Genomic DNA, 17,892 nt, shown 5'->3' with positions numbered 1-17,892 from the left:
CTAATACTGGGAGAAAATAGGATTTGCAAATTATTACTCTTAAATAATAGAGCGACTACATTTGTAGCTTAAAAACATGATTAAACCGCTATTCTTAGGAGTAGCGGTTTTTCTTTTTGTTCAAAAAGGGGCAAGAAAGGGAACGACGTTAAATTGGTATTTCTATTTTAGACGAATTGGTAGAGATTCCTTATGAAAAAAATTTACTTTTTAAATCCTTTTTGTTATAATAGATGGCAAGAAAGAATATCTTATCAGGAGATCCTAAGCGAGCCTGTGGCAGTGAGAGTCAGGTGGTTAAGAGATAAGTGTGGCGCTTTTGGTATTTTAATAAAGATAATGAAGTAATAAATTAGGGTGGAACCGCGTTTTTGACGCCCCTAGGTCACTTGACTTAGGAGCAAAGACACGGTTTTTTTGTATCCAAAGTCACAAGAATTAAAAAAAAGGAGTAAAACATGTCCAAAAAATTAACCTTCCAAGAAATTATTTTGACCTTGCAGCAATACTGGAATGACCAGGGTTGTATGCTGATGCAGGCTTATGATAACGAAAAAGGTGCGGGAACAATGAGTCCTTATACCTTCCTCCGTGCTATTGGTCCTGAACCATGGAACGCAGCTTATGTAGAGCCATCTCGTCGTCCAGCAGATGGTCGTTACGGGGAAAATCCAAATCGTCTTTACCAACACCATCAATTCCAAGTGGTTATGAAACCATCACCATCAAATATTCAGGAACTCTACCTCGAGTCATTGGAAAAATTGGGAATTAATCCATTGGAACACGATATCCGCTTCGTTGAAGATAACTGGGAAAATCCATCAACTGGATCAGCTGGTCTTGGTTGGGAAGTATGGTTGGACGGTATGGAAATCACTCAGTTCACTTATTTCCAACAAGTCGGCGGCTTGGCAACTGGTCCTGTTACAGCTGAGGTTACTTATGGTTTAGAGCGTTTAGCTTCTTACATCCAAGAAGTAGATTCTGTTTATGATATTGAGTGGGCTCCAGGTGTTAAATACGGAGAAATCTTCCTTCAACCAGAATATGAGCACTCAAAATACAGCTTTGAAGTTTCAGACCAAGATATGTTGCTTGAAAACTTTGAGAAATTTGAAAAAGAAGCAGGACGTGCTCTGGAATTGGGTCTTGTTCACCCAGCCTATGATTACGTTTTGAAATGTTCACATACCTTCAACTTGCTAGACGCGCGTGGAGCCGTATCTGTTACAGAACGTGCCGGCTACATTGCTCGCATCCGTAACTTGGCCCGTGTCGTAGCCAAAACCTTCGTCGCAGAGCGTAAGAAACTCGGTTACCCACTTCTCGACGAAGCCACACGCGCCAAACTCCTAGCAGAAGAGGAAGAATAAGAGTACAGGAATAAATGACTGAAGGTCGACCCGTAGGTCGCTAAATAAAACAAGATCGCTGTAGTGAAAGTCGGATAAGAAATTTCTTATCCGACTGGGGGACTGACGAGACTTAAGGCTTGGCAGTTAGCAATGAAACCGAAGGTTTGCTTGCGTCCCCCACTACAAAAGATCTTGTTAAAGACATTAATTGTGTAAAGGAAAAAACATGACAAAAAATTTATTAGTAGAACTAGGACTTGAAGAGTTACCAGCCTACGTTGTCACACCAAGTGAAAAACAACTAGGTGAAAAAATGGCAACGTTCTTGAATGAAAACCGCCTTTCATATGAAGGCATTCAAACTTTCTCAACTCCACGTCGTTTGGCTGTTCGTGTACTTGGTTTAGCAGACCAACAAACGGATTTGACTGAAGATTTTAAAGGACCTTCTAAGAAAATCGCCTTGGATGCAGAAGGGAACTTTTCTAAAGCAGCTCAAGGATTCGTCCGTGGAAAAGGCTTGACAGTTGATGATATTGAATTCCGTGAAATTAAAGGTGAAGAATATGTCTATGTAACCAAGCATGAAGCTGGAAAACCTGCTGAGGAGGTGTTGATAGGGATTCCAGAAGTATTGGCTAGCCTTAGCTTCCCAGTAAGTATGCACTGGGCAAATAATACCTTTGAATACATTCGTCCTGTCCATACTTTGATAGTCCTTTTGGATGATGAAGCTCTTGATATGGACTTCTTAGATATTCATTCAGGCAGAGTGAGCCGTGGACATCGTTTCCTTGGTCATGAAGTAGAGATCCGTCATGTTGATAGTTACGAAGAGGATTTACGAAAAGTCTATGTCATTGCTGACAGTATTGAACGCGAAAATATGATTCGTGAACAAATCAAGGCTATTGAAGCATCAGAAGGTGTTCAAGTTCAGGTTGATGAGGGACTTTTGAATGAAGTTTTGAATCTGGTTGAATATCCAACTGCTTTTATTGGTAATTTTGACCCTAAATACCTAGAGGTTCCAGAAGAAGTTTTGGTTACTTCAATGGAAACTCATCAACGCTACTTTGTAGTCCGCGATCTTGAAGGAAATCTAAAACCAAACTTCATTTCAGTTCGTAACGGAAATGCTGAACACTTGGAAAATGTCATTCGAGGAAATGAGAAAGTTTTGGTTGCTCGTTTGGAAGATGGAGAATTCTTCTGGCGTGAAGACCAAAAACTCAAGATTGAAGATTTAGTTGCTAAACTTTCACACGTTACCTTCCATGAAAAGATTGGTTCTCTTCGTGAACACATGATTCGTACAGGACAAATTGCTATCCTGCTAGCAGAAAAAGCTGGTCTATCAGTTGATGAATCTATTGATCTTGCTCGTGCTGCAGCCATTTATAAATTTGACCTCTTAACCGGTATGGTTGGTGAATTTGATGAGCTTCAAGGGATCATGGGTGAGAAATATGCTCTTCTCGCAGGTGAAAATGCTGCAGTGGCAAAAGCTATCCGTGAACACTATCTACCGGACTCAGCTGATGGAGCCCTTCCTGAGTCTAAAGTTGGTGCTATCCTTGCACTAGCTGATAAATTAGATACTCTCTTATCTTTCTTCTCGGTTGGCTTGATTCCATCAGGTTCAAACGACCCGTATGCTCTTCGACGTGCAACACAAGGAATTGTTCGAATCTTGGAAGACTTTGGTTGGAAGATTCCAATGGACGAATTGATTGCGAGCCTTTATGCCTTATCATTTGAAAGTCTAACTTATGATAATCAAGAAGAAGTGCTTAACTTCATTAAAGCTCGTGTTGATAAGATGATGGGTTCTACTGCAAAAGATATCAAAGAAGCTGTTCTCGCAAGTTCGAATTTTGTTGTTTCTGATATGATTGAAGCTGCAGAAGTTTTAACCGAAGCTGCAAATACTGAAGATTACAAATCATCAGTTGAATCTCTCTCTCGTGCCTTTAACTTAGCAGAAAAGGCAGATGGTTCAGTCAAAGTTGATTCAAGTCTCTTTGAAAATGAACAAGAAAGAGAACTAGCTCAAGCTGTAGAAAGATTAGAATTGCAAGGTTCAGCTAGTGATAAATTAACGCAACTATTTGCTCTTAGTCCAGTAATTGATGCATTCTTTGACAATACCATGGTCATGGCAGAAGATGTTGACGTGAAGAACAACCGTTTAGCTATCCTTGCTGAACTTGTTAATAAAGCAAAAACAGTAGCTGCTTTCAATCTTCTCAATACAAAATAAAAATAAATTGGAGGTCCAAATATGACACCAGAAAAAATCGCTCGTATTAATGAGCTTGCTAAAAAGAAAAAAACAGAAGGTTTGACTGCGGAAGAAAAAGTAGAACAAGCCCAACTTCGTGAAGAATACATTGAGGGATATCGTCGAGCAGTTCGTCACCATGTTGAAGGAATTAAAATCGTGGATGAGGAAGGAAACGACGTGACACCGGAAAAACTTCGTCAAGTGCAACGTGAAAAAGGTTTACATGGCCGTAGTCTTGATGATCCGAATTCATAAGTTAAATAAAACAAAACTCGGCTAGCATACACTAACCGAGTTTTGTTGTCTCTTAAAAAAGGAACCCAAAATGGTTCCTTTTTGTTAGTTATTAGTTACTAGCACCAGAAGTAGCATCTGCGCCACCACCGTGGCCGCCATCGGCTGAGTCAGAAGCGCCAGAAGTAGCATCTGCATCACCATGACCTGCAGCAGGAGCGAAAGGTCCGCTACCGCCTACCAAACGTTGACCAGTTTCTTTCAAGTACCAGTCAAGCCATGGTTGGAAGTTAAAGACAATTTCATTAATACCAGCATATGATCCATCAGGATAGTACATAGCTTGGTAGTTGTGAGTATTGATAACACCTGCTGGAGAACCAGGAACAATTGTACGTACGTATTCTTGGTTGCCATTGCGAAGCGTACCAATAACCCACTCAACGTTCTTCATACGTGCAGGTGGAAGTGATCCGTGAACTGTTGACATACGGCTACCAGATTGAGGTGGTACACGTTTCGCAAACATTGTTTCTGGATCTTGATGAGCGTTGTTGTAGTAGAGGAATTGGTTATTATCATCAGCATATGTCAATTCAAAAGGCATAGCTTTCAAGAACATATCGATTTGATTAACTGTAAGGATACCATGGTCAAGTTTAACGTATGTATCACCTGAAACAGCACCTGTAATTTCTGCAACTTTTTCTACCCATTCTGGATCATCAGGGTCAACTTCAGTAATAGTTGTGGCAATTGGTTTTCCACAATCCAAGTCTTCTGGTTCAATTGGTTTTGGTTTTTTCAAATTAGATACGACTCCTACGTATTTGACAAAGTTATCTAAGCAAGTTTCAAGGAATTTAACAGTTCCTTCGTTAATAATATTTCCGTTTGCATCAAAAGCTTCTTTGGCTTTTCCAAGAAGGAACTCATTACCTGGTAATGTGTAGGCATTTACTCCTGGTGCATCAAGAATTTTACGAAGGTGAACTTGAGCACGTGAAGTACCTTGGTCATAATATGAAGCACCCACAATCATAACTGGTTTGTTTTCAAATGGATGAACTTCGTATGAAAGCCATTCAAGGACTGACTTAAGTGAAGCAGAAATAGTGTGGTTGTGCTCTGGAGTAGCAATAATCACACCATCAGCTCGAGTAATTTTGTTGTAAAGAAGGCGCAACTGGAAGCTCTCGTCCCATTTTTCATCTTGGTTAAACATTGGAACTTCATCGATCTCCAAAACTTCTAGTTCAAATTTAAATTTAAACTGACGGCGGATGAACTCCAAGAGTTTGCGGTTATATGATTGATCGTAGTTTGATCCAACAAGTCCAACAAATTTCATTCTTTTGATCTCCTATCTTACAAATTTTCCCAATCAAAATCTTCAGCATCTTTGCGAAGAAGCTCTTGTGCGTTACGCAATTTCTCAGTAACTTTAACAAAGATACGGAAGTCATCAAAGATGGCATCCAATTTCTTGATGACATCAAGATCTACCAAGTCACCATTTTGATCAAATGCTTGAAGAGAATGTGAAAGCAAGAATTCATCTGGGAGAACATTTGCTTTGATTTCAGGAGCATTAAGAATTTGACGAAGTTGCAATTGAGCACGTGATGAACCGAGTGTACCATATGAAGCACCTGTAATCATAACAGGTTTGTTCAAAAGTGGGAATACACCATATGAAATCCAAGCAAGAGCGCTCATAAGAACAGCTGGGATTGAGTGGTCGTATTCAGGTGTACCGATAATAACTCCATCAGCAGCTTCGATTTTAGCAGCGATTTCCGTAGCTTCAGCTGGGATTTGTTTGTCAGCTGGTTTGTTAAATACAGGCAGATCTTTAATTTCTACCAATTCGATTTCTGCTTTGTCAGCAAAGTGTTTCTGCATATATTGAAGCAGTTGGCGGTTTGTGGAACGTTTTGAGTTTGTTCCTACAATAGCAATAAGTTTAAGCATGGGCTTTCCTTTCTCTTTTGCATTATTAATTAATTACCGTTGGATACCAGATGAACAAGCGACATGTCCATCTTTATAAATGAGAATGGCTTCGATACCATCAATATTTTCGACTTGCCACATAATAGAGGCGCTTCGCTCTCCAAACAAACGTGTGGTCCATATCTCGCCGTCAACAGAGCGGTCAGATACAATGGTTAAACTGGCTAAATCCGTTTCAATGGGATAACCTGTCTCACTATCAAAAATATGATGATAATCCTTGCCGTTGATTTCAAGATGCCGTTCATAAATCCCAGATGTAACAACTGATTTTCCAGTAATAGACAAGGTCATCAGGTGCTTACCTCGTGGATTATTTGGGTCTTGAATGCCGATTTGCCATGGACGTCCATCTTTTGATTGGTTGTTCCCAATTGTGAGGATGTTTCCTCCAAGATTGATAAGAGCAGAAGTGACGCCGTTTTCTTTTAAGAAAGCTGCAACTTTATCTGCACTGTACCCCTTTGCTAAACACCCTAAGTCAATTTTCATTCCCTTTTTCTCTAGGAAAACCGTAGAATTGACTGAATCGAGTTTAATAAAATGAGGGTCTATTAGTGGTAAGACTGAAGCAATTTCTTCAGGGCTTGCAACCTTTGCATCGGAAAAACCAATACGCCAGGTTTGAACCAAAGGCCCGATACTAATATTGAGATGACTTTTAGGTGCTAGACTGTGTTCTAGACCTAATGAAATCAGTTCAAATAAATCAGTGTGGACCTTAACTGGGGCAATACCTGCCTGATAGTTAATTTCCATTAATTCGGATTCAGTACTGTTAGCATTGAAGCGGAATTCAAGTTCCTTGAGCAAATCAAAAGCTTGACGGAGAAGATTATCGGCTTGTTCATGTACTAAGGAAATAGTAATCGTAGTTCCCATTAATCTCTCAGATAATGAACTAAGAGGCAAAGAATCAGCTCCCTTCAAATCACTCGGAAATAGCTACAAATCTTGAATGAATAAGAAATTAAGAATTTATAATTTATTTCCATATAAATAGAATATCATAAAGTCAGCGTTTTCACAAATCATTTTTTACAAAAAGTCAAGAAATATGCTTAAAAAATTAAAAACACCTCCAAATCAATGAGGACCCTTTGAAAACAAATTAATATATCTTTCAAAAACTTTCTTAAATAGCATCAAACTAGTTAAAAGTCTTGAAAACGTTCACAGATAATGGTATACTTGAAAGGTAAATAAAAAAATAAAGGTAGGATTTATCTTATGAGTAAAATCGTAGTTGTGGGTGCTAACCACGCTGGAACTGCATGTATCAACACTATGTTGGATAATTTTGGAAACGAAAACGAAATCGTTGTATTTGACCAAAACTCAAACATTTCATTCCTTGGATGCGGAATGGCACTTTGGATCGGTGAACAAATTGACGGACCTGAAGGTTTGTTCTACTCTGACAAAGAAAAATTGGAAGCAAAAGGTGCTAAAGTTTATATGAACTCACCAGTTCTTTCAATCGACTACGACAACAAAGTTGTTACTGCAGAAGTTGACGGTAAAGAACACAAAGAATCTTATGATAAATTGATCTTCGCTACTGGTTCAACTCCAATCTTGCCACCAATCGAAGGTGTTGAAATTGTTAAAGGTAACCGTGAGTTCAAAGCAACTCTTGAAAACGTACAATTCGTTAAATTGTACCAAAATGCTGAAGAAGTTATCAACAAACTTGCTGATAAGAGCAAACACCTTGAGCGCATCGCTGTTGTAGGTGGTGGTTATATCGGTGTTGAGCTTGCAGAAGCTTTTGAACGTCTTGGAAAAGAAGTTGTCCTTGTTGATATCGTTGACACAGTATTGAACGGATACTATGACAAAGACTTCACACAAATGATGGCTAAAAACTTGGAAGACCACAACATCCGTTTGGCACTTGGTCAAACAGTTAAAGCTATCGAGGGCGAAGGAAAAGTTGAACGCTTGATCACTGATAAAGAAACATTTGATGTGGATATGGTTGTTCTTGCAGTTGGTTTCCGTCCAAACACAGCTCTTGCTGACGGTAAGATCGAACTCTTCCGTAACGGTGCTTTCCTTGTAGACAAGAAACAAGAAACTTCAATCCCAGGTGTATACGCTGTTGGTGACTGTGCGACTGTTTATGACAACGCTCGTAAAGACACTAGCTACATTGCCCTTGCATCAAACGCTGTTCGTACTGGTATTGTAGGTGCTTACAATGCATGTGGACATGAGCTTGAAGGAATTGGTGTTCAAGGATCAAACGGTATCTCAATCTATGGTCTTCACATGGTTTCAACTGGTTTGACACTTGAAAAAGCTAAAGCAGCTGGTTACAATGCTACTGAAACTGGATTTAACGACCTTCAAAAACCAGAATTCATGAAACATGACAACCATGAAGTAGCTATCAAGATTGTCTTTGATAAAGACAGCCGTGAAATCCTTGGTGCTCAAATGGTATCTCGTGATTCTGCAATCTCTATGGCTATCCACATGTTCTCACTTGCTATCCAAGAACATGTAACAATCGACAAGTTGGCATTGACTGACCTATTCTTCTTGCCACACTTCAACAAACCATACAACTACATCACAATGGCTGCTCTTACAGCTGAAAAATAATTGATAATATGACAATAAAAAAAGTAACTTCAATAATTGAAGTTACTTTTTTTATTTTTAGGTTAAGAAACCTCGTCTCTTGCTGGGAAAGTAAACCCTTCTCCAAGGATTTCGTGAGCTTCCGTGATAGTGATAAAGGCCATCGGATCAACTGTATGAATCATTTCTTTCATCTTGACAATTTCATTTCTTGCGACAATACAGTAAATAATCTTTAAGTCCTTTTTGCTATAGTAGCCTTGTCCTGAGATAAAGGTAACACCACGACCGAGTTCTTCGTTAATTTTATCGGCTAATTCCATCGGTTTTTGAGTGATAATCATAAATCCTTTTCCAGCATATCCACCCTCACCGATTAAGTCAATAACTCTTGAAACGATGAAGTCAAATAAGAGAGTATAGGTTACAAGACGTAGGTCTTGGAAGATGATTAAAATCAACATTAGAATCAGAAAATCAAGTCCAAAAAGCAATTTTCCAACAGAGATATTGGTGTATTTATTAAGGATACGAGCGACGATATCAGTACCACCAGTTGTTCCACCCGCATTGAAAATAACACCAAGTCCAACACCTAGGAGGACACCAGCTACTAAAGCAACCACAACGAGATCTCCTTCAAGGTTAAACTGAAGAGGAATCTTCTCAAAGATAGCTAACCAGACGGAGACAGCGATGGTTCCAAGTAGACTGGAATATAGTGATCTTAGTCCAAATATTTTCCAAGCTAGTAAGAAGAGAGGGATATTAATCAAGATATTCATCAGCGAAATAGGGATGTTAAAGAGGTAATAGGTAATCAAGGTTATCCCTGTTGCTCCACCTTCGAACAAGTGATGTGGAACAACAAAATAGGTAAGTCCGAAGGCGAAAATAGCAGCTCCGAAAATAATAGTTACAGTTGATTTAATATGCCGAAGCATAGAGCTCCCTCCTATATTTATTTGTGCAAAAGTAAAGTAGTGAGAGTTTGACTACAAAAGTTTTATTACAATTTCATGGATTCAATTTTCTCAGAATCAGGTGTGACACGAAGCGTTTTTTGACCGGTATAAGTCACAAATCCAGGTTTTCCACCAGTTGGTTTATTAAGCTTTTTAACCTCAATCATATCAACTTGAACGAGATTGGAAAGGCGTCCTTTCGAATAGTAGGCAGCTAGTTCTGCAGCATCCGTCTTGACTTCGTCAGAAGGATTCAGATTTCCTGAGATGACAACGTGGCTTCCTGGTATATCCTTAGCATGGAACCAAAGTTCCTCTTTGCGTGCTATTTTAAAGGTCAACTCTTCGTTTTGAAGATTGTTTCGTCCAACGAGAATAATGGTTTTACCATCGCTAGCTAGATATTTCTCTGGCTTTTTACGCTTTTGAATTTTCTCGCGTTGGCGTCTTCTAATAAAGCCTGTTTGAATTAATTCTTCACGAATTTCAGCAATTTCATCTAGTCCAGCTTGGTTGAGGACTGTTTCGACGCTTTCCAGATAAAGAATGGTAGCCTTGGTTTCTTCAATTAGATCAGTCAGGTATTTGACAGCCTCTTTTAACTTCTGATAACGTTTGAAGTATTTTTGAGCATTTTGGTTTGGTGTTAAAGCTTTATCGAGAGAAATTGTGATAGGTTGATTGGTGTAGTAGTTATCCAAGATTACTTGGTCTTGGTCGTTTGGAACTTGATGAAGGAAAGTCGTTAGTAACTCGCCTTTTTGACGGAATTCTTCAGCATTTTCGGTAGCTTGAAGTTCTTTTTCTTGTTTCTTCAGTTTTTGGCGATTTTTTTGTAGTTCATTTTCAACACGACGAATGAGTTCACTAGCCTGCTGTTTGACACGATCACGTTCTGCCTTATCTTTGTAAAAAACATCAAGAAGTTGAGATAAGCTTGAAAAATGTCCTTCAATTTTAGTTGAAAAAGGGACACAAGAAAAAGACTTATCCGTTAAGCATGGGTTGGTTTCTTGCTTAAAAAAGTCACGAAAATTAGACAGCCTATCATCAGTTAATAAATTTTCTAATTCAATTGCCGTATCACGACCTAGTCCTTGAAAGAGACCTTGAAGATTTTTAGCTGTCAATTCCTGTGTTTGTAGGATTTCAAAAAGTTTTTCATCCTTGATGGTAAAAGGATTGAGAGCCTCCGTACTTGGTGGTGCTAAGTACGTTGCACCAGGTAGGAGTGTACGGTAACTATTTTGAGAGAAACCAATGTGTTTGATAACCTCAAGAACTTTGTTGCTAGACTTATCTACAAGGAGAATATTACTATGTTTACCCATAATCTCGATTATGAGGGTGGCTTGAATATCGTCTCCGATCTCATTTTTGTTAGAAACAGTGATTTCAACGATTCGATCGTTTTCAATCTGCTCGATAGACTCGATAACAGCACCCTGTAAATATTTCCTCAAAACCATGATAAAGGTAGAAGGTTGAGCAGGGTTTTCAAAGGTCGTTTCTGTCAACTGGATGCGTCCAAAAACAGGGTGAGCAGAAAGGAGCAGACGATGACTTTGGCGATTGCTACGGATTTGTAAGACCAATTCTTGGTCAAAGGGTTGATTAATTTTTTGAATGCGACCGTTTAGTAGTTCAGCTCGCAATTCCTCAACCATGTGGTGTAAAAAAAATCCATCAAATGACATGGTTCTCTCCTTATGAATGTATTCCATAGTATTATATCAAAAAGGTAGAATAAAATCATAGAAATATGGTATAATAAAGCCAAGTAAAGAGAATCGAGAAGCACATGTATATTGAAATGGTAGATGAAACTGGTCAGGTTTCTGAAGAAATTTTAAAGCAAACACAAGAAATTTTGGAATTTGCTGCGAAAACGATTGGAAAAGAAGACAAGGAAATGGCAGTCACTTTCGTGACCAATGAACGCAGTCATGAACTCAATCTAGAGTTTCGTGATACTGATCGTCCAACAGACGTTATTAGTCTTGAATACAAACCTGAATTAGAGATTACCTTTGACGAAGATGATTTGGCAGAAGATCCTGATTTAGCAGAAATGATGTCAGAATTTGATTCTTATATCGGCGAGTTATTTATTTCAATTGATAAAGCGCATGAGCAAGCTGAAGAGTACGGTCATAGTTTCGAACGTGAAATGGGCTTTTTAGCTGTGCACGGTTTTTTACACATAAACGGTTATGATCACTACACTCCGGAAGAAGAAGCGGAGATGTTCGGTTTACAAGAAGAAATTTTAACAGCCTATGGACTCACAAGACAATAAACGAAAATGGAAGAATCGCGACTTGCTCTCAAGTTTAGATTTTGCCCTGACAGGTATTTTTACTGCTATAAAAGAAGAGCGTAATATGAGAAAGCATGCAGTGACTTCTCTCTTAGTTCTACTTGCAGGCATTGTTTTTCAAGTTTCCAGAATTGAATGGCTCTTTCTCCTATTAAGCATTTTTTTAGTAATCGCTTTTGAGATTTTGAATTCTGCTATAGAGAATGTAGTGGATTTGGCTAGCCATTATCACTTCGATATGCTTGCAAAGAAGGCTAAAGACATGGCTGCAGGTGCAGTTCTTGTAGTGTCTTTATTTGCTGCAGTGACTGGACTTATTATTTTCATCCCTAGGATTTGGGATTTGCTATTTTAAACATTATAGAGGTAACTATGACATTTAAATCAGGCTTTGTAGCCATTTTAGGACGTCCCAATGTTGGGAAGTCAACTTTTTTGAATCATGTCATGGGGCAAAAGATTGCCATCATGAGTGATAAGGCGCAGACAACGCGCAACAAGATTATGGGAATCTACACCACGGATAAGGAACAAATCGTCTTTATCGATACCCCAGGGATTCATAAGCCTAAGACTGCCCTTGGAGACTTCATGGTTGAGTCTGCCTATAGCACTCTTCGTGAAGTCGATACAGTTCTCTTCATGGTTCCAGCAGATGAACCACGCGGGAAGGGCGACGATATGATCATCGAACGCCTCAAGGCTGCTAAAGTACCAGTCATTCTCGTGGTAAACAAGATTGACAAGGTGCACCCAGACCAACTTTTGGCTCAAATCGATGATTTCCGTAATCAGATGGACTTTAAGGAAATTGTACCGATTTCAGCTCTACAAGGAAATAATATTTCGCGTTTGATCGATATTTTGAGCGAAAACTTAGAGGAAGGTTTCCAATATTTCCCGTCAGATCAAATCACCGATCACCCAGAACGTTTCCTAGTATCAGAGATGATTCGTGAAAAAGTGTTACACTTAACGCGTGAGGAAATTCCACACTCAGTTGCAGTAGTGGTTGATTCTATGAAACGAGATGAGGAAACCGATAAAGTTCATATCCGAGCAACTATTATGGTTGAGCGTGATAGCCAAAAAGGGATTATCATTGGTAAAGGTGGTGCTATGCTCAAGAAAATTGGTACCATGGCTCGTAAAGATATCGAACTCATGCTAGGGGACAAGGTCTTCCTAGAAACATGGGTCAAAGTCAAGAAAAATTGGCGCGATAAGAAATTAGATCTTGCTGATTTTGGTTACAACGAAAAAGAATATTAAGAAGAGGTGGGCAGTAGCCTGCTTCTTGTTTTTAGAAAAGGAGGAGCTATGCCTGAATTACCAGAAGTTGAGACTGTCCGACGTGGTCTGGAAAAATTAATTCTGGGGAAGAAGATTTCATACATTGACATTCGTTACCCCAAGATGATTAAAACTGATTTGCCTGAATTTCAGAAGGAAATGCCTGGTCAAGTCATTCAATCAATTGGACGTCGTGGCAAGTATCTACTTTTCTATTTATCTGATAAAGTCCTTATCTCACATTTGAGAATGGAAGGCAAGTATTTTTATTACCCAGACCAAGTTCCAGAACGTAAACACGCCCATGTTTTGATTCATTTTGAGGATGGAGGGACTTTAGTCTATGAGGATGTCCGTAAATTTGGTACCTTGGAACTGTTAGCACCCGAACTCTTGGATTCTTACTTTATTTCAAAAAAACTTGGTCCGGAACCGACTGAGCAGGATTTTGATTTAGGGAGTTTTAAACTTGCCTTGAAAAAATCTAAAAAACCAATCAAATCGCATCTTCTCGACCAGACTTTGGTTGCAGGGTTGGGAAATATCTATGTTGATGAAGTTCTTTGGAGAGCGAAAGTCCATCCTTCTAGAACCTCTAATAGTTTAACAGCACAAGAGGCTAGAAAAGTCCATGATGAAACGATCAATGTTTTAGGTCAGGCGGTTGAAAAGGGTGGTTCAACCATTCGCACCTATACCAATGCATTTGGAGAAGATGGCACCATGCAGGAATTCCATCAAGTATATGACAAGGCAGGTCAAGCTTGTTCGCGTTGTGAAACCATCATCGAAAAAATTCAATTAGGTGGTCGTGGAACCCACTTTTGTCCTAAGTGTCAAAGGAGGAAGTGATGGGAAAAATAATCGGAATTACTGGTGGTATTGCGTCAGGTAAGTCCACTGTCACAGAATTTTTAAGACAAAAAGGGTTTCAAGTTGTAGATGCGGATGCAGTCGTCCACCAACTACAAAAACCTGGTGGACGACTCTATCAGGTTTTAGTGGAGCATTTTGGGGAGAAGGTCCTTCTTGAAAATGGTGAACTGAATCGTCCCTTACTTGCTAGCCTTATTTTTTCAAATCCTGAAGAGCAAGAATGGTCTAAGAGAACTCAAGGTGAGATTATTCGTGAGGAGTTAGCTGCATTACGAAATCAGTTTGCTCAGACAGAAGCTCTCTTTTTCATGGATATCCCCCTACTTTTTGAGCAGAACTATGCTTCATGGTTTGACGAAACTTGGTTAGTCTATGTAAATCGTGATGTTCAATTGGAGCGATTAATGAAACGAGACCAACTTTCAAAAGAAGCAGCTGAATCCCGTTTAAACTCTCAATGGCCTTTAGAAAGAAAAATTAGTCTGGCTAGTCACAGTCTAGACAATAATGGAAATCAGGAACAGTTGATAGCTCAAGTAGTTCAGTTGCTTGAAGAAATGTGTCTATAAATTAACATTGTTAGGAAGGAGAATTTTGGTATTGTTTGTTCAAATCATCTTAGATTGAAATAGTATCAAATACAAAAAATCTAGTGCGTGTAAAAATTAATCTAAAATGCTCCTCTTGTGGCAGCATGAATTATCTAACCAGTAAGAACTCCAAAACACATCCAGATAAGATTGAAGTCTTAAAGTATTGTCCTAAAGAAAGAAAAGTGACTCTACATCTTGAATCTAAGTAGAAATTATGGTAGAATAATAGGGATTTTAAGGAGTTTGATATGTATAACCTATTATTAACCATTTTATTAGTATTATCTGTTGTGATTGTGATTGCAATTTTTATGCAACCAACTAAAAATCAATCTAGCAATGTATTTGATGCCAGCTCAGGTGATTTGTTTGAACGTAGCAAAGCGCGTGGTTTTGAAGCCGTAATGCAACGTTTGACAGGAATCTTAGTCTTTTTCTGGCTAGCCATTGCCTTAGCATTGACGGTATTATCAAGTAGATAAGAAAATAATGGGCGGGACCAGGTCTTTGCCTATTTTTATTTTAAAAAGAAATAAGGTTTTACACCAAAAAGAAATTATTATAAATCTAGAAAGAAAACATGAAAGATAAAATAAAAGAATATTTACAAGAGAAGGGACGAGTCACAGTTAATGACTTGGCTCAAGCTCTAGGAAAGGATGGATCCAAGGATTTTCGTGAGTTAATCAAAACCCTTTCCTTGATGGAACGTAAGCATCAGATTCGCTTTGAAGATGATGGTAGTCTAACCTTAGACCAGAAGAAAAAACATGAGATTACCCTAAAAGGGGTCTTCCATGCCCATAAAAATGGCTTCGGCTTTGTTAGTCTTGAAGGCGAGGAAGACGATCTTTTTGTAGGAAAAAATGATGTTAACTATGCCATTGATGGCGATACTGTTGAGATTGTGATCAAAAAGGTTGCAGATCGTCAAAAAGGAACAGCAGCTGAAGCTAAGATAATTGATATTTTAGAACACAGTTTGACGACGGTAGTTGGTCAAATCGTTCTTGATGAGGAAAAACCCAAGTATGCAGGTTATATCCGTTCAAAAAATCAAAAGATTAGTCAACCAATCTACGTTAAAAAGCCAGCTATTCAATTAGAAGGTACAGAAGTTCTCAAGGTCTTTATCGATAAGTACCCAAGTAAGAAACACGATTTCTTTGTCGCTAGTGTCCTAGATGTGGTTGGACATTCTACAGATGCAGGGATTGATGTCCTCGAGGTCTTGGAATCAATGGACATTGTGTCCGAGTTTCCAGAAGCTGTTCTTAAAGAAGCGGAGAGTGTTCCGGATGCACCATCAGAGAAGGATCTGGAAGGTCGTCTGGACTTAAGAGATGAAATTACCTTTACCATTGATGGAGCAGATGCAAAAGATTTGGATGACGCTGTTCATATCAAACCATTGAAAAATGGAAATATCGAACTAGGTGTTCACATTGCCGATGTCTCCTACTATGTGACAGAGGGTTCTGCTCTTGACAAGGAAGCTCTCAATCGCGCGACCTCTGTCTACGTGACAGACCGTGTAGTTCCAATGCTACCAGAGCGCCTCTCAAACGGAATCTGTTCTCTTAACCCTCAAGTGGACCGCTTGACTCAGTCTGCTATTATGGAGATTGATAAAAATGGTCGTGTTCGTAATTATACGATTACACAGACTGTTATCAAGACAAGTTTTCGTATGACTTATAGTGATGTCAATGATATTTTAGCTGGTGACGAGGAGAAGAGACAAGACTATAAGAAAATTGTTCCTAGTATCGAACTTATGGCTAAGCTCCATGAGACTTTGGAAAGTATGCGAATCAAGCGTGGTGCTTTAAATTTTGATACCAATGAAGCTAAGATTTTAGTCGATAAAAAAGGCAAGCCAGTTGATATTGTTCTTCGTCATCGTGGTGTTGCTGAACGTATGATTGAGTCCTTTATGCTGATTGCAAACGAAACAGTTGCCGAGCACTTTAGCAAGCTGGACCTACCTTTTATCTATCGTATCCATGAGGAACCTAAAGCTGAAAAAGTTCAGAAATTTATTGATTACGCTTCAAGTTTTGGATTACGTATCTATGGAACTGCCAGTGAGATTAGTCAAGAAGCACTTCAAGACATCATGCGTGCTGTTGAAGGTGAGCCATATGCGGATGTATTATCCATGATGCTTCTGCGTTCCATGCAGCAGGCTCGTTATTCTGAGCATAATCACGGTCACTATGGATTAGCTGCAGACTACTACACTCACTTTACCAGCCCAATTCGTCGTTATCCTGACCTTCTTGTTCATCGGATGATTCGTGACTATGGACGTTCTAAAGAAGTAGCAGCTCATTTTGAACAGGTCATTCCTGAGATTGCCACCCAGTCTTCCAACCGTGAGCGCCGTGCTATCGAAGCAGAGCGTGAAGTCGAAGCCATGAAAAAAGCTGAATACATGGAAGAATATGTTGGTGAAGAGTATGATGCAGTTATTTCAAGTATTGTTAAATTTGGTCTTTTTGTTGAATTGCCAAATACAGTCGAAGGCTTAATTCACATCACTAATCTGCCTGAGTTTTATCATTTTAACGAACGTGATTTAACCCTTCGTGGGGAGAAATCAGGAATTACTTTCCGAGTTGGGCAGCAGATACGTATTCGTGTCGAAAGAGCGGATAAGATGACTGGTGAGATCGATTTCTCCTTTATTCCAAGTGAATTTGATGTCATTGAAAAAGGTTTGAAAGACTCTGGTCGTAAGGATAGAGGGCGTCGTTCAGATAAGAAAGAAGACAAGAGAAAATCTGGTCGCTTAGGTGATAAGCGCAAGCATTCTCCAAAAGACAAGAAGAAAAAAAGCAAGAAACCTTTTTACAAAGAAGTAGTAAAGAAAGGAGCCAAGCATGGCAAAGGGCGAGGGAAAGGTCGTCGCGCAAAATAAAAAGGCGCACCACGACTATACAATCGTAGATACGCTAGAAGCAGGAATGGTCCTGACAGGAACTGAGATCAAGAGTGTTCGAGCAGCCCGCATCAATCTGAAAGATGGGTTTGCCCAGGTTAAGAATGGGGAAGTTTGGCTGAGTAATGTCCATATCGCTCCTTATGAAGAGGGCAATATCTGGAACCAAGAGCCAGAGCGTCGTCGTAAACTTCTCCTTCATAAAAAACAAATTCAGAAATTAGAGCAAGAAACCAAAGGAACAGGTATGACCTTGGTTCCTCTTAAAGTTTATATCAAAGATGGCTATGCCAAGTTACTTTTAGGACTTGCAAGAGGGAAACATGATTACGATAAACGTGAATCTATCAAACGCCGCGAGCAAGATCGTGATATTGCGCGTGTCATGAAAGCTGTTAACCATCGATAGAAAGAGTG

The 17,892-nt window shown here is 39.2% G+C and carries 18 protein-coding genes; 13 read left to right on the top strand and 5 right to left on the bottom strand.

Translation table 11 applies throughout. The annotated features are described in order from the left end of the window. Positions 1-458: 458 nt before the first annotated feature. The 3 genes from glyQ (at position 459) to NML75_RS06760 (ending at position 3,900) form a co-directional block, all read left to right on the top strand. On the top strand, positions 459-1,376 hold the full coding sequence (gene glyQ / locus NML75_RS06770) for a glycine--tRNA ligase subunit alpha (protein WP_000038760.1): 918 nt from the start codon (positions 459-461) through the stop codon (positions 1,374-1,376). A 208-nt stretch (positions 1,377-1,584) separates the two neighbouring features. Then, a complete protein-coding gene (gene glyS / locus NML75_RS06765) occupies positions 1,585-3,621 on the top strand; it encodes a glycine--tRNA ligase subunit beta (RefSeq protein WP_254804294.1) in 2,037 nt (678 codons plus the stop codon). Between the two features lie 21 nt (positions 3,622-3,642). Then, positions 3,643-3,900 (top strand): DUF896 family protein, encoded by a 258-nt coding sequence (locus tag NML75_RS06760; RefSeq protein ID WP_235084062.1) that lies wholly within the window; start codon positions 3,643-3,645, stop codon positions 3,898-3,900. Between the two features lie 91 nt (positions 3,901-3,991). Here the strand turns inward: NML75_RS06760 and NML75_RS06755 are convergent, their stop codons facing one another. From NML75_RS06755 to NML75_RS06745, 3 genes are read right to left on the bottom strand one after another with little or no spacing between them, the layout of a single operon-like run. Continuing rightward, positions 3,992-5,230 carry an NAD(P)H-dependent oxidoreductase gene (locus NML75_RS06755; RefSeq protein ID WP_254804293.1) on the bottom strand — a complete coding sequence of 413 codons (1,239 nt, stop codon included), beginning with the start codon at positions 5,228-5,230 and terminating at the stop codon, positions 3,992-3,994. 17 nt (positions 5,231-5,247) lie between these two features. Further along, complete coding sequence (locus NML75_RS06750) at positions 5,248-5,853, bottom strand: NADPH-dependent FMN reductase (protein WP_004252640.1); 606 nt, start codon at positions 5,851-5,853, stop codon at positions 5,248-5,250. Positions 5,854-5,886: 33 nt separating this feature from the next. Further along, positions 5,887-6,807 (bottom strand): FAD:protein FMN transferase, encoded by a 921-nt coding sequence (locus tag NML75_RS06745; RefSeq protein ID WP_254804292.1) that lies wholly within the window; start codon positions 6,805-6,807, stop codon positions 5,887-5,889. A gap of 318 nt (positions 6,808-7,125) precedes the next feature. Between NML75_RS06745 and nox the strand changes: the two genes are divergently transcribed. Further along, a complete protein-coding gene (gene nox / locus NML75_RS06740) occupies positions 7,126-8,505 on the top strand; it encodes a H2O-forming NADH oxidase (RefSeq protein ID WP_195184180.1) in 1,380 nt (459 codons plus the stop codon). A 62-nt stretch (positions 8,506-8,567) separates the two neighbouring features. Here the strand turns inward: nox and NML75_RS06735 are convergent, their stop codons facing one another. Then, complete coding sequence (locus NML75_RS06735) at positions 8,568-9,428, bottom strand: YitT family protein (RefSeq protein ID WP_178895121.1); 861 nt, start codon at positions 9,426-9,428, stop codon at positions 8,568-8,570. A 65-nt stretch (positions 9,429-9,493) separates the two neighbouring features. Continuing rightward, positions 9,494-11,146 carry an Rqc2 family fibronectin-binding protein gene (locus NML75_RS06730; RefSeq protein WP_254804291.1) on the bottom strand — a complete coding sequence of 551 codons (1,653 nt, stop codon included), beginning with the start codon at positions 11,144-11,146 and terminating at the stop codon, positions 9,494-9,496. A gap of 104 nt (positions 11,147-11,250) precedes the next feature. On the opposite strand from NML75_RS06730, the gene ybeY reads away from it, so the two are divergent. The 9 genes from ybeY (at position 11,251) to smpB (ending at position 17,884) form a co-directional block, all read left to right on the top strand. Further along, positions 11,251-11,748, top strand: coding sequence for an rRNA maturation RNase YbeY (gene ybeY / locus NML75_RS06725; RefSeq protein ID WP_254804290.1), 498 nt, complete (start codon positions 11,251-11,253; stop codon positions 11,746-11,748). Beyond that, the gene (locus NML75_RS06720; protein ID WP_004252647.1) at positions 11,729-12,124 is read left to right on the top strand and encodes a diacylglycerol kinase family protein; all 396 of its coding nucleotides are present in this window, start codon (positions 11,729-11,731) and stop codon (positions 12,122-12,124) included. The genes ybeY and NML75_RS06720 overlap by 20 nt, the downstream gene beginning before the upstream one ends. A gap of 17 nt (positions 12,125-12,141) precedes the next feature. Next, a complete protein-coding gene (era, locus tag NML75_RS06715; protein WP_049495102.1) occupies positions 12,142-13,041 on the top strand; it encodes a GTPase Era in 900 nt (299 codons plus the stop codon). 48 nt (positions 13,042-13,089) lie between these two features. Further along, positions 13,090-13,914 (top strand): DNA-formamidopyrimidine glycosylase, encoded by an 825-nt coding sequence (mutM, locus tag NML75_RS06710; protein ID WP_254804289.1) that lies wholly within the window; start codon positions 13,090-13,092, stop codon positions 13,912-13,914. Continuing rightward, a complete protein-coding gene (gene coaE, locus NML75_RS06705) occupies positions 13,914-14,507 on the top strand; it encodes a dephospho-CoA kinase (RefSeq protein WP_254804288.1) in 594 nt (197 codons plus the stop codon). The genes mutM and coaE overlap by 1 nt, the downstream gene beginning before the upstream one ends. 83 nt (positions 14,508-14,590) lie before the next feature. Beyond that, complete coding sequence (rpmG, locus tag NML75_RS06700; protein ID WP_007519517.1) at positions 14,591-14,740, top strand: 50S ribosomal protein L33; 150 nt, start codon at positions 14,591-14,593, stop codon at positions 14,738-14,740. Between the two features lie 39 nt (positions 14,741-14,779). Continuing rightward, positions 14,780-15,013 carry a preprotein translocase subunit SecG gene (gene secG / locus NML75_RS06695; protein WP_000282517.1) on the top strand — a complete coding sequence of 78 codons (234 nt, stop codon included), beginning with the start codon at positions 14,780-14,782 and terminating at the stop codon, positions 15,011-15,013. 98 nt (positions 15,014-15,111) lie between these two features. Further along, positions 15,112-17,454 (top strand): ribonuclease R, encoded by a 2,343-nt coding sequence (gene rnr, locus NML75_RS06690; protein ID WP_254804287.1) that lies wholly within the window; start codon positions 15,112-15,114, stop codon positions 17,452-17,454. Then, complete coding sequence (smpB, locus tag NML75_RS06685) at positions 17,417-17,884, top strand: SsrA-binding protein SmpB (RefSeq protein ID WP_254804286.1); 468 nt, start codon at positions 17,417-17,419, stop codon at positions 17,882-17,884. Before rnr ends, smpB begins: the two co-directional genes overlap by 38 nt. Positions 17,885-17,892: the final 8 nt, after the last annotated feature.

Origin of the sequence: Streptococcus sp. CF4-3 (genome assembly GCF_024295385.1) — a bacterium.
GTDB lineage: Bacteria > Bacillota > Bacilli > Lactobacillales > Streptococcaceae > Streptococcus > Streptococcus infantis_I.
This window is presented reverse-complemented; position numbering and strand designations above follow the sequence as displayed.

Excerpts from the sequence above, each read along its gene's own strand:
- glyQ (WP_000038760.1), top strand. The coding sequence starts at position 459 with ATGTCCAAAAAATTAACCTTCCAAGAAATTATTTTGACCTTGCAGCAA.
- glyS (WP_254804294.1), top strand. The coding sequence starts at position 1,585 with ATGACAAAAAATTTATTAGTAGAACTAGGACTTGAAGAGTTACCAGCC.
- NML75_RS06760 (WP_235084062.1), top strand. The coding sequence starts at position 3,643 with ATGACACCAGAAAAAATCGCTCGTATTAATGAGCTTGCTAAAAAGAAA.
- NML75_RS06755 (WP_254804293.1), bottom strand. The coding sequence starts at position 5,230 with ATGAAATTTGTTGGACTTGTTGGATCAAACTACGATCAATCATATAAC.
- NML75_RS06750 (WP_004252640.1), bottom strand. The coding sequence starts at position 5,853 with ATGCTTAAACTTATTGCTATTGTAGGAACAAACTCAAAACGTTCCACA.
- nox (WP_195184180.1), top strand. The coding sequence starts at position 7,126 with ATGAGTAAAATCGTAGTTGTGGGTGCTAACCACGCTGGAACTGCATGT.
- NML75_RS06735 (WP_178895121.1), bottom strand. The coding sequence starts at position 9,428 with ATGCTTCGGCATATTAAATCAACTGTAACTATTATTTTCGGAGCTGCT.
- NML75_RS06730 (WP_254804291.1), bottom strand. The coding sequence starts at position 11,146 with ATGTCATTTGATGGATTTTTTTTACACCACATGGTTGAGGAATTGCGA.
- ybeY (WP_254804290.1), top strand. The coding sequence starts at position 11,251 with ATGTATATTGAAATGGTAGATGAAACTGGTCAGGTTTCTGAAGAAATT.
- NML75_RS06720 (WP_004252647.1), top strand. The coding sequence starts at position 11,729 with ATGGACTCACAAGACAATAAACGAAAATGGAAGAATCGCGACTTGCTC.
- era (WP_049495102.1), top strand. The coding sequence starts at position 12,142 with ATGACATTTAAATCAGGCTTTGTAGCCATTTTAGGACGTCCCAATGTT.
- mutM (WP_254804289.1), top strand. The coding sequence starts at position 13,090 with ATGCCTGAATTACCAGAAGTTGAGACTGTCCGACGTGGTCTGGAAAAA.
- coaE (WP_254804288.1), top strand. The coding sequence starts at position 13,914 with ATGGGAAAAATAATCGGAATTACTGGTGGTATTGCGTCAGGTAAGTCC.
- secG (WP_000282517.1), top strand. The coding sequence starts at position 14,780 with ATGTATAACCTATTATTAACCATTTTATTAGTATTATCTGTTGTGATT.
- rnr (WP_254804287.1), top strand. The coding sequence starts at position 15,112 with ATGAAAGATAAAATAAAAGAATATTTACAAGAGAAGGGACGAGTCACA.
- smpB (WP_254804286.1), top strand. The coding sequence starts at position 17,417 with ATGGCAAAGGGCGAGGGAAAGGTCGTCGCGCAAAATAAAAAGGCGCAC.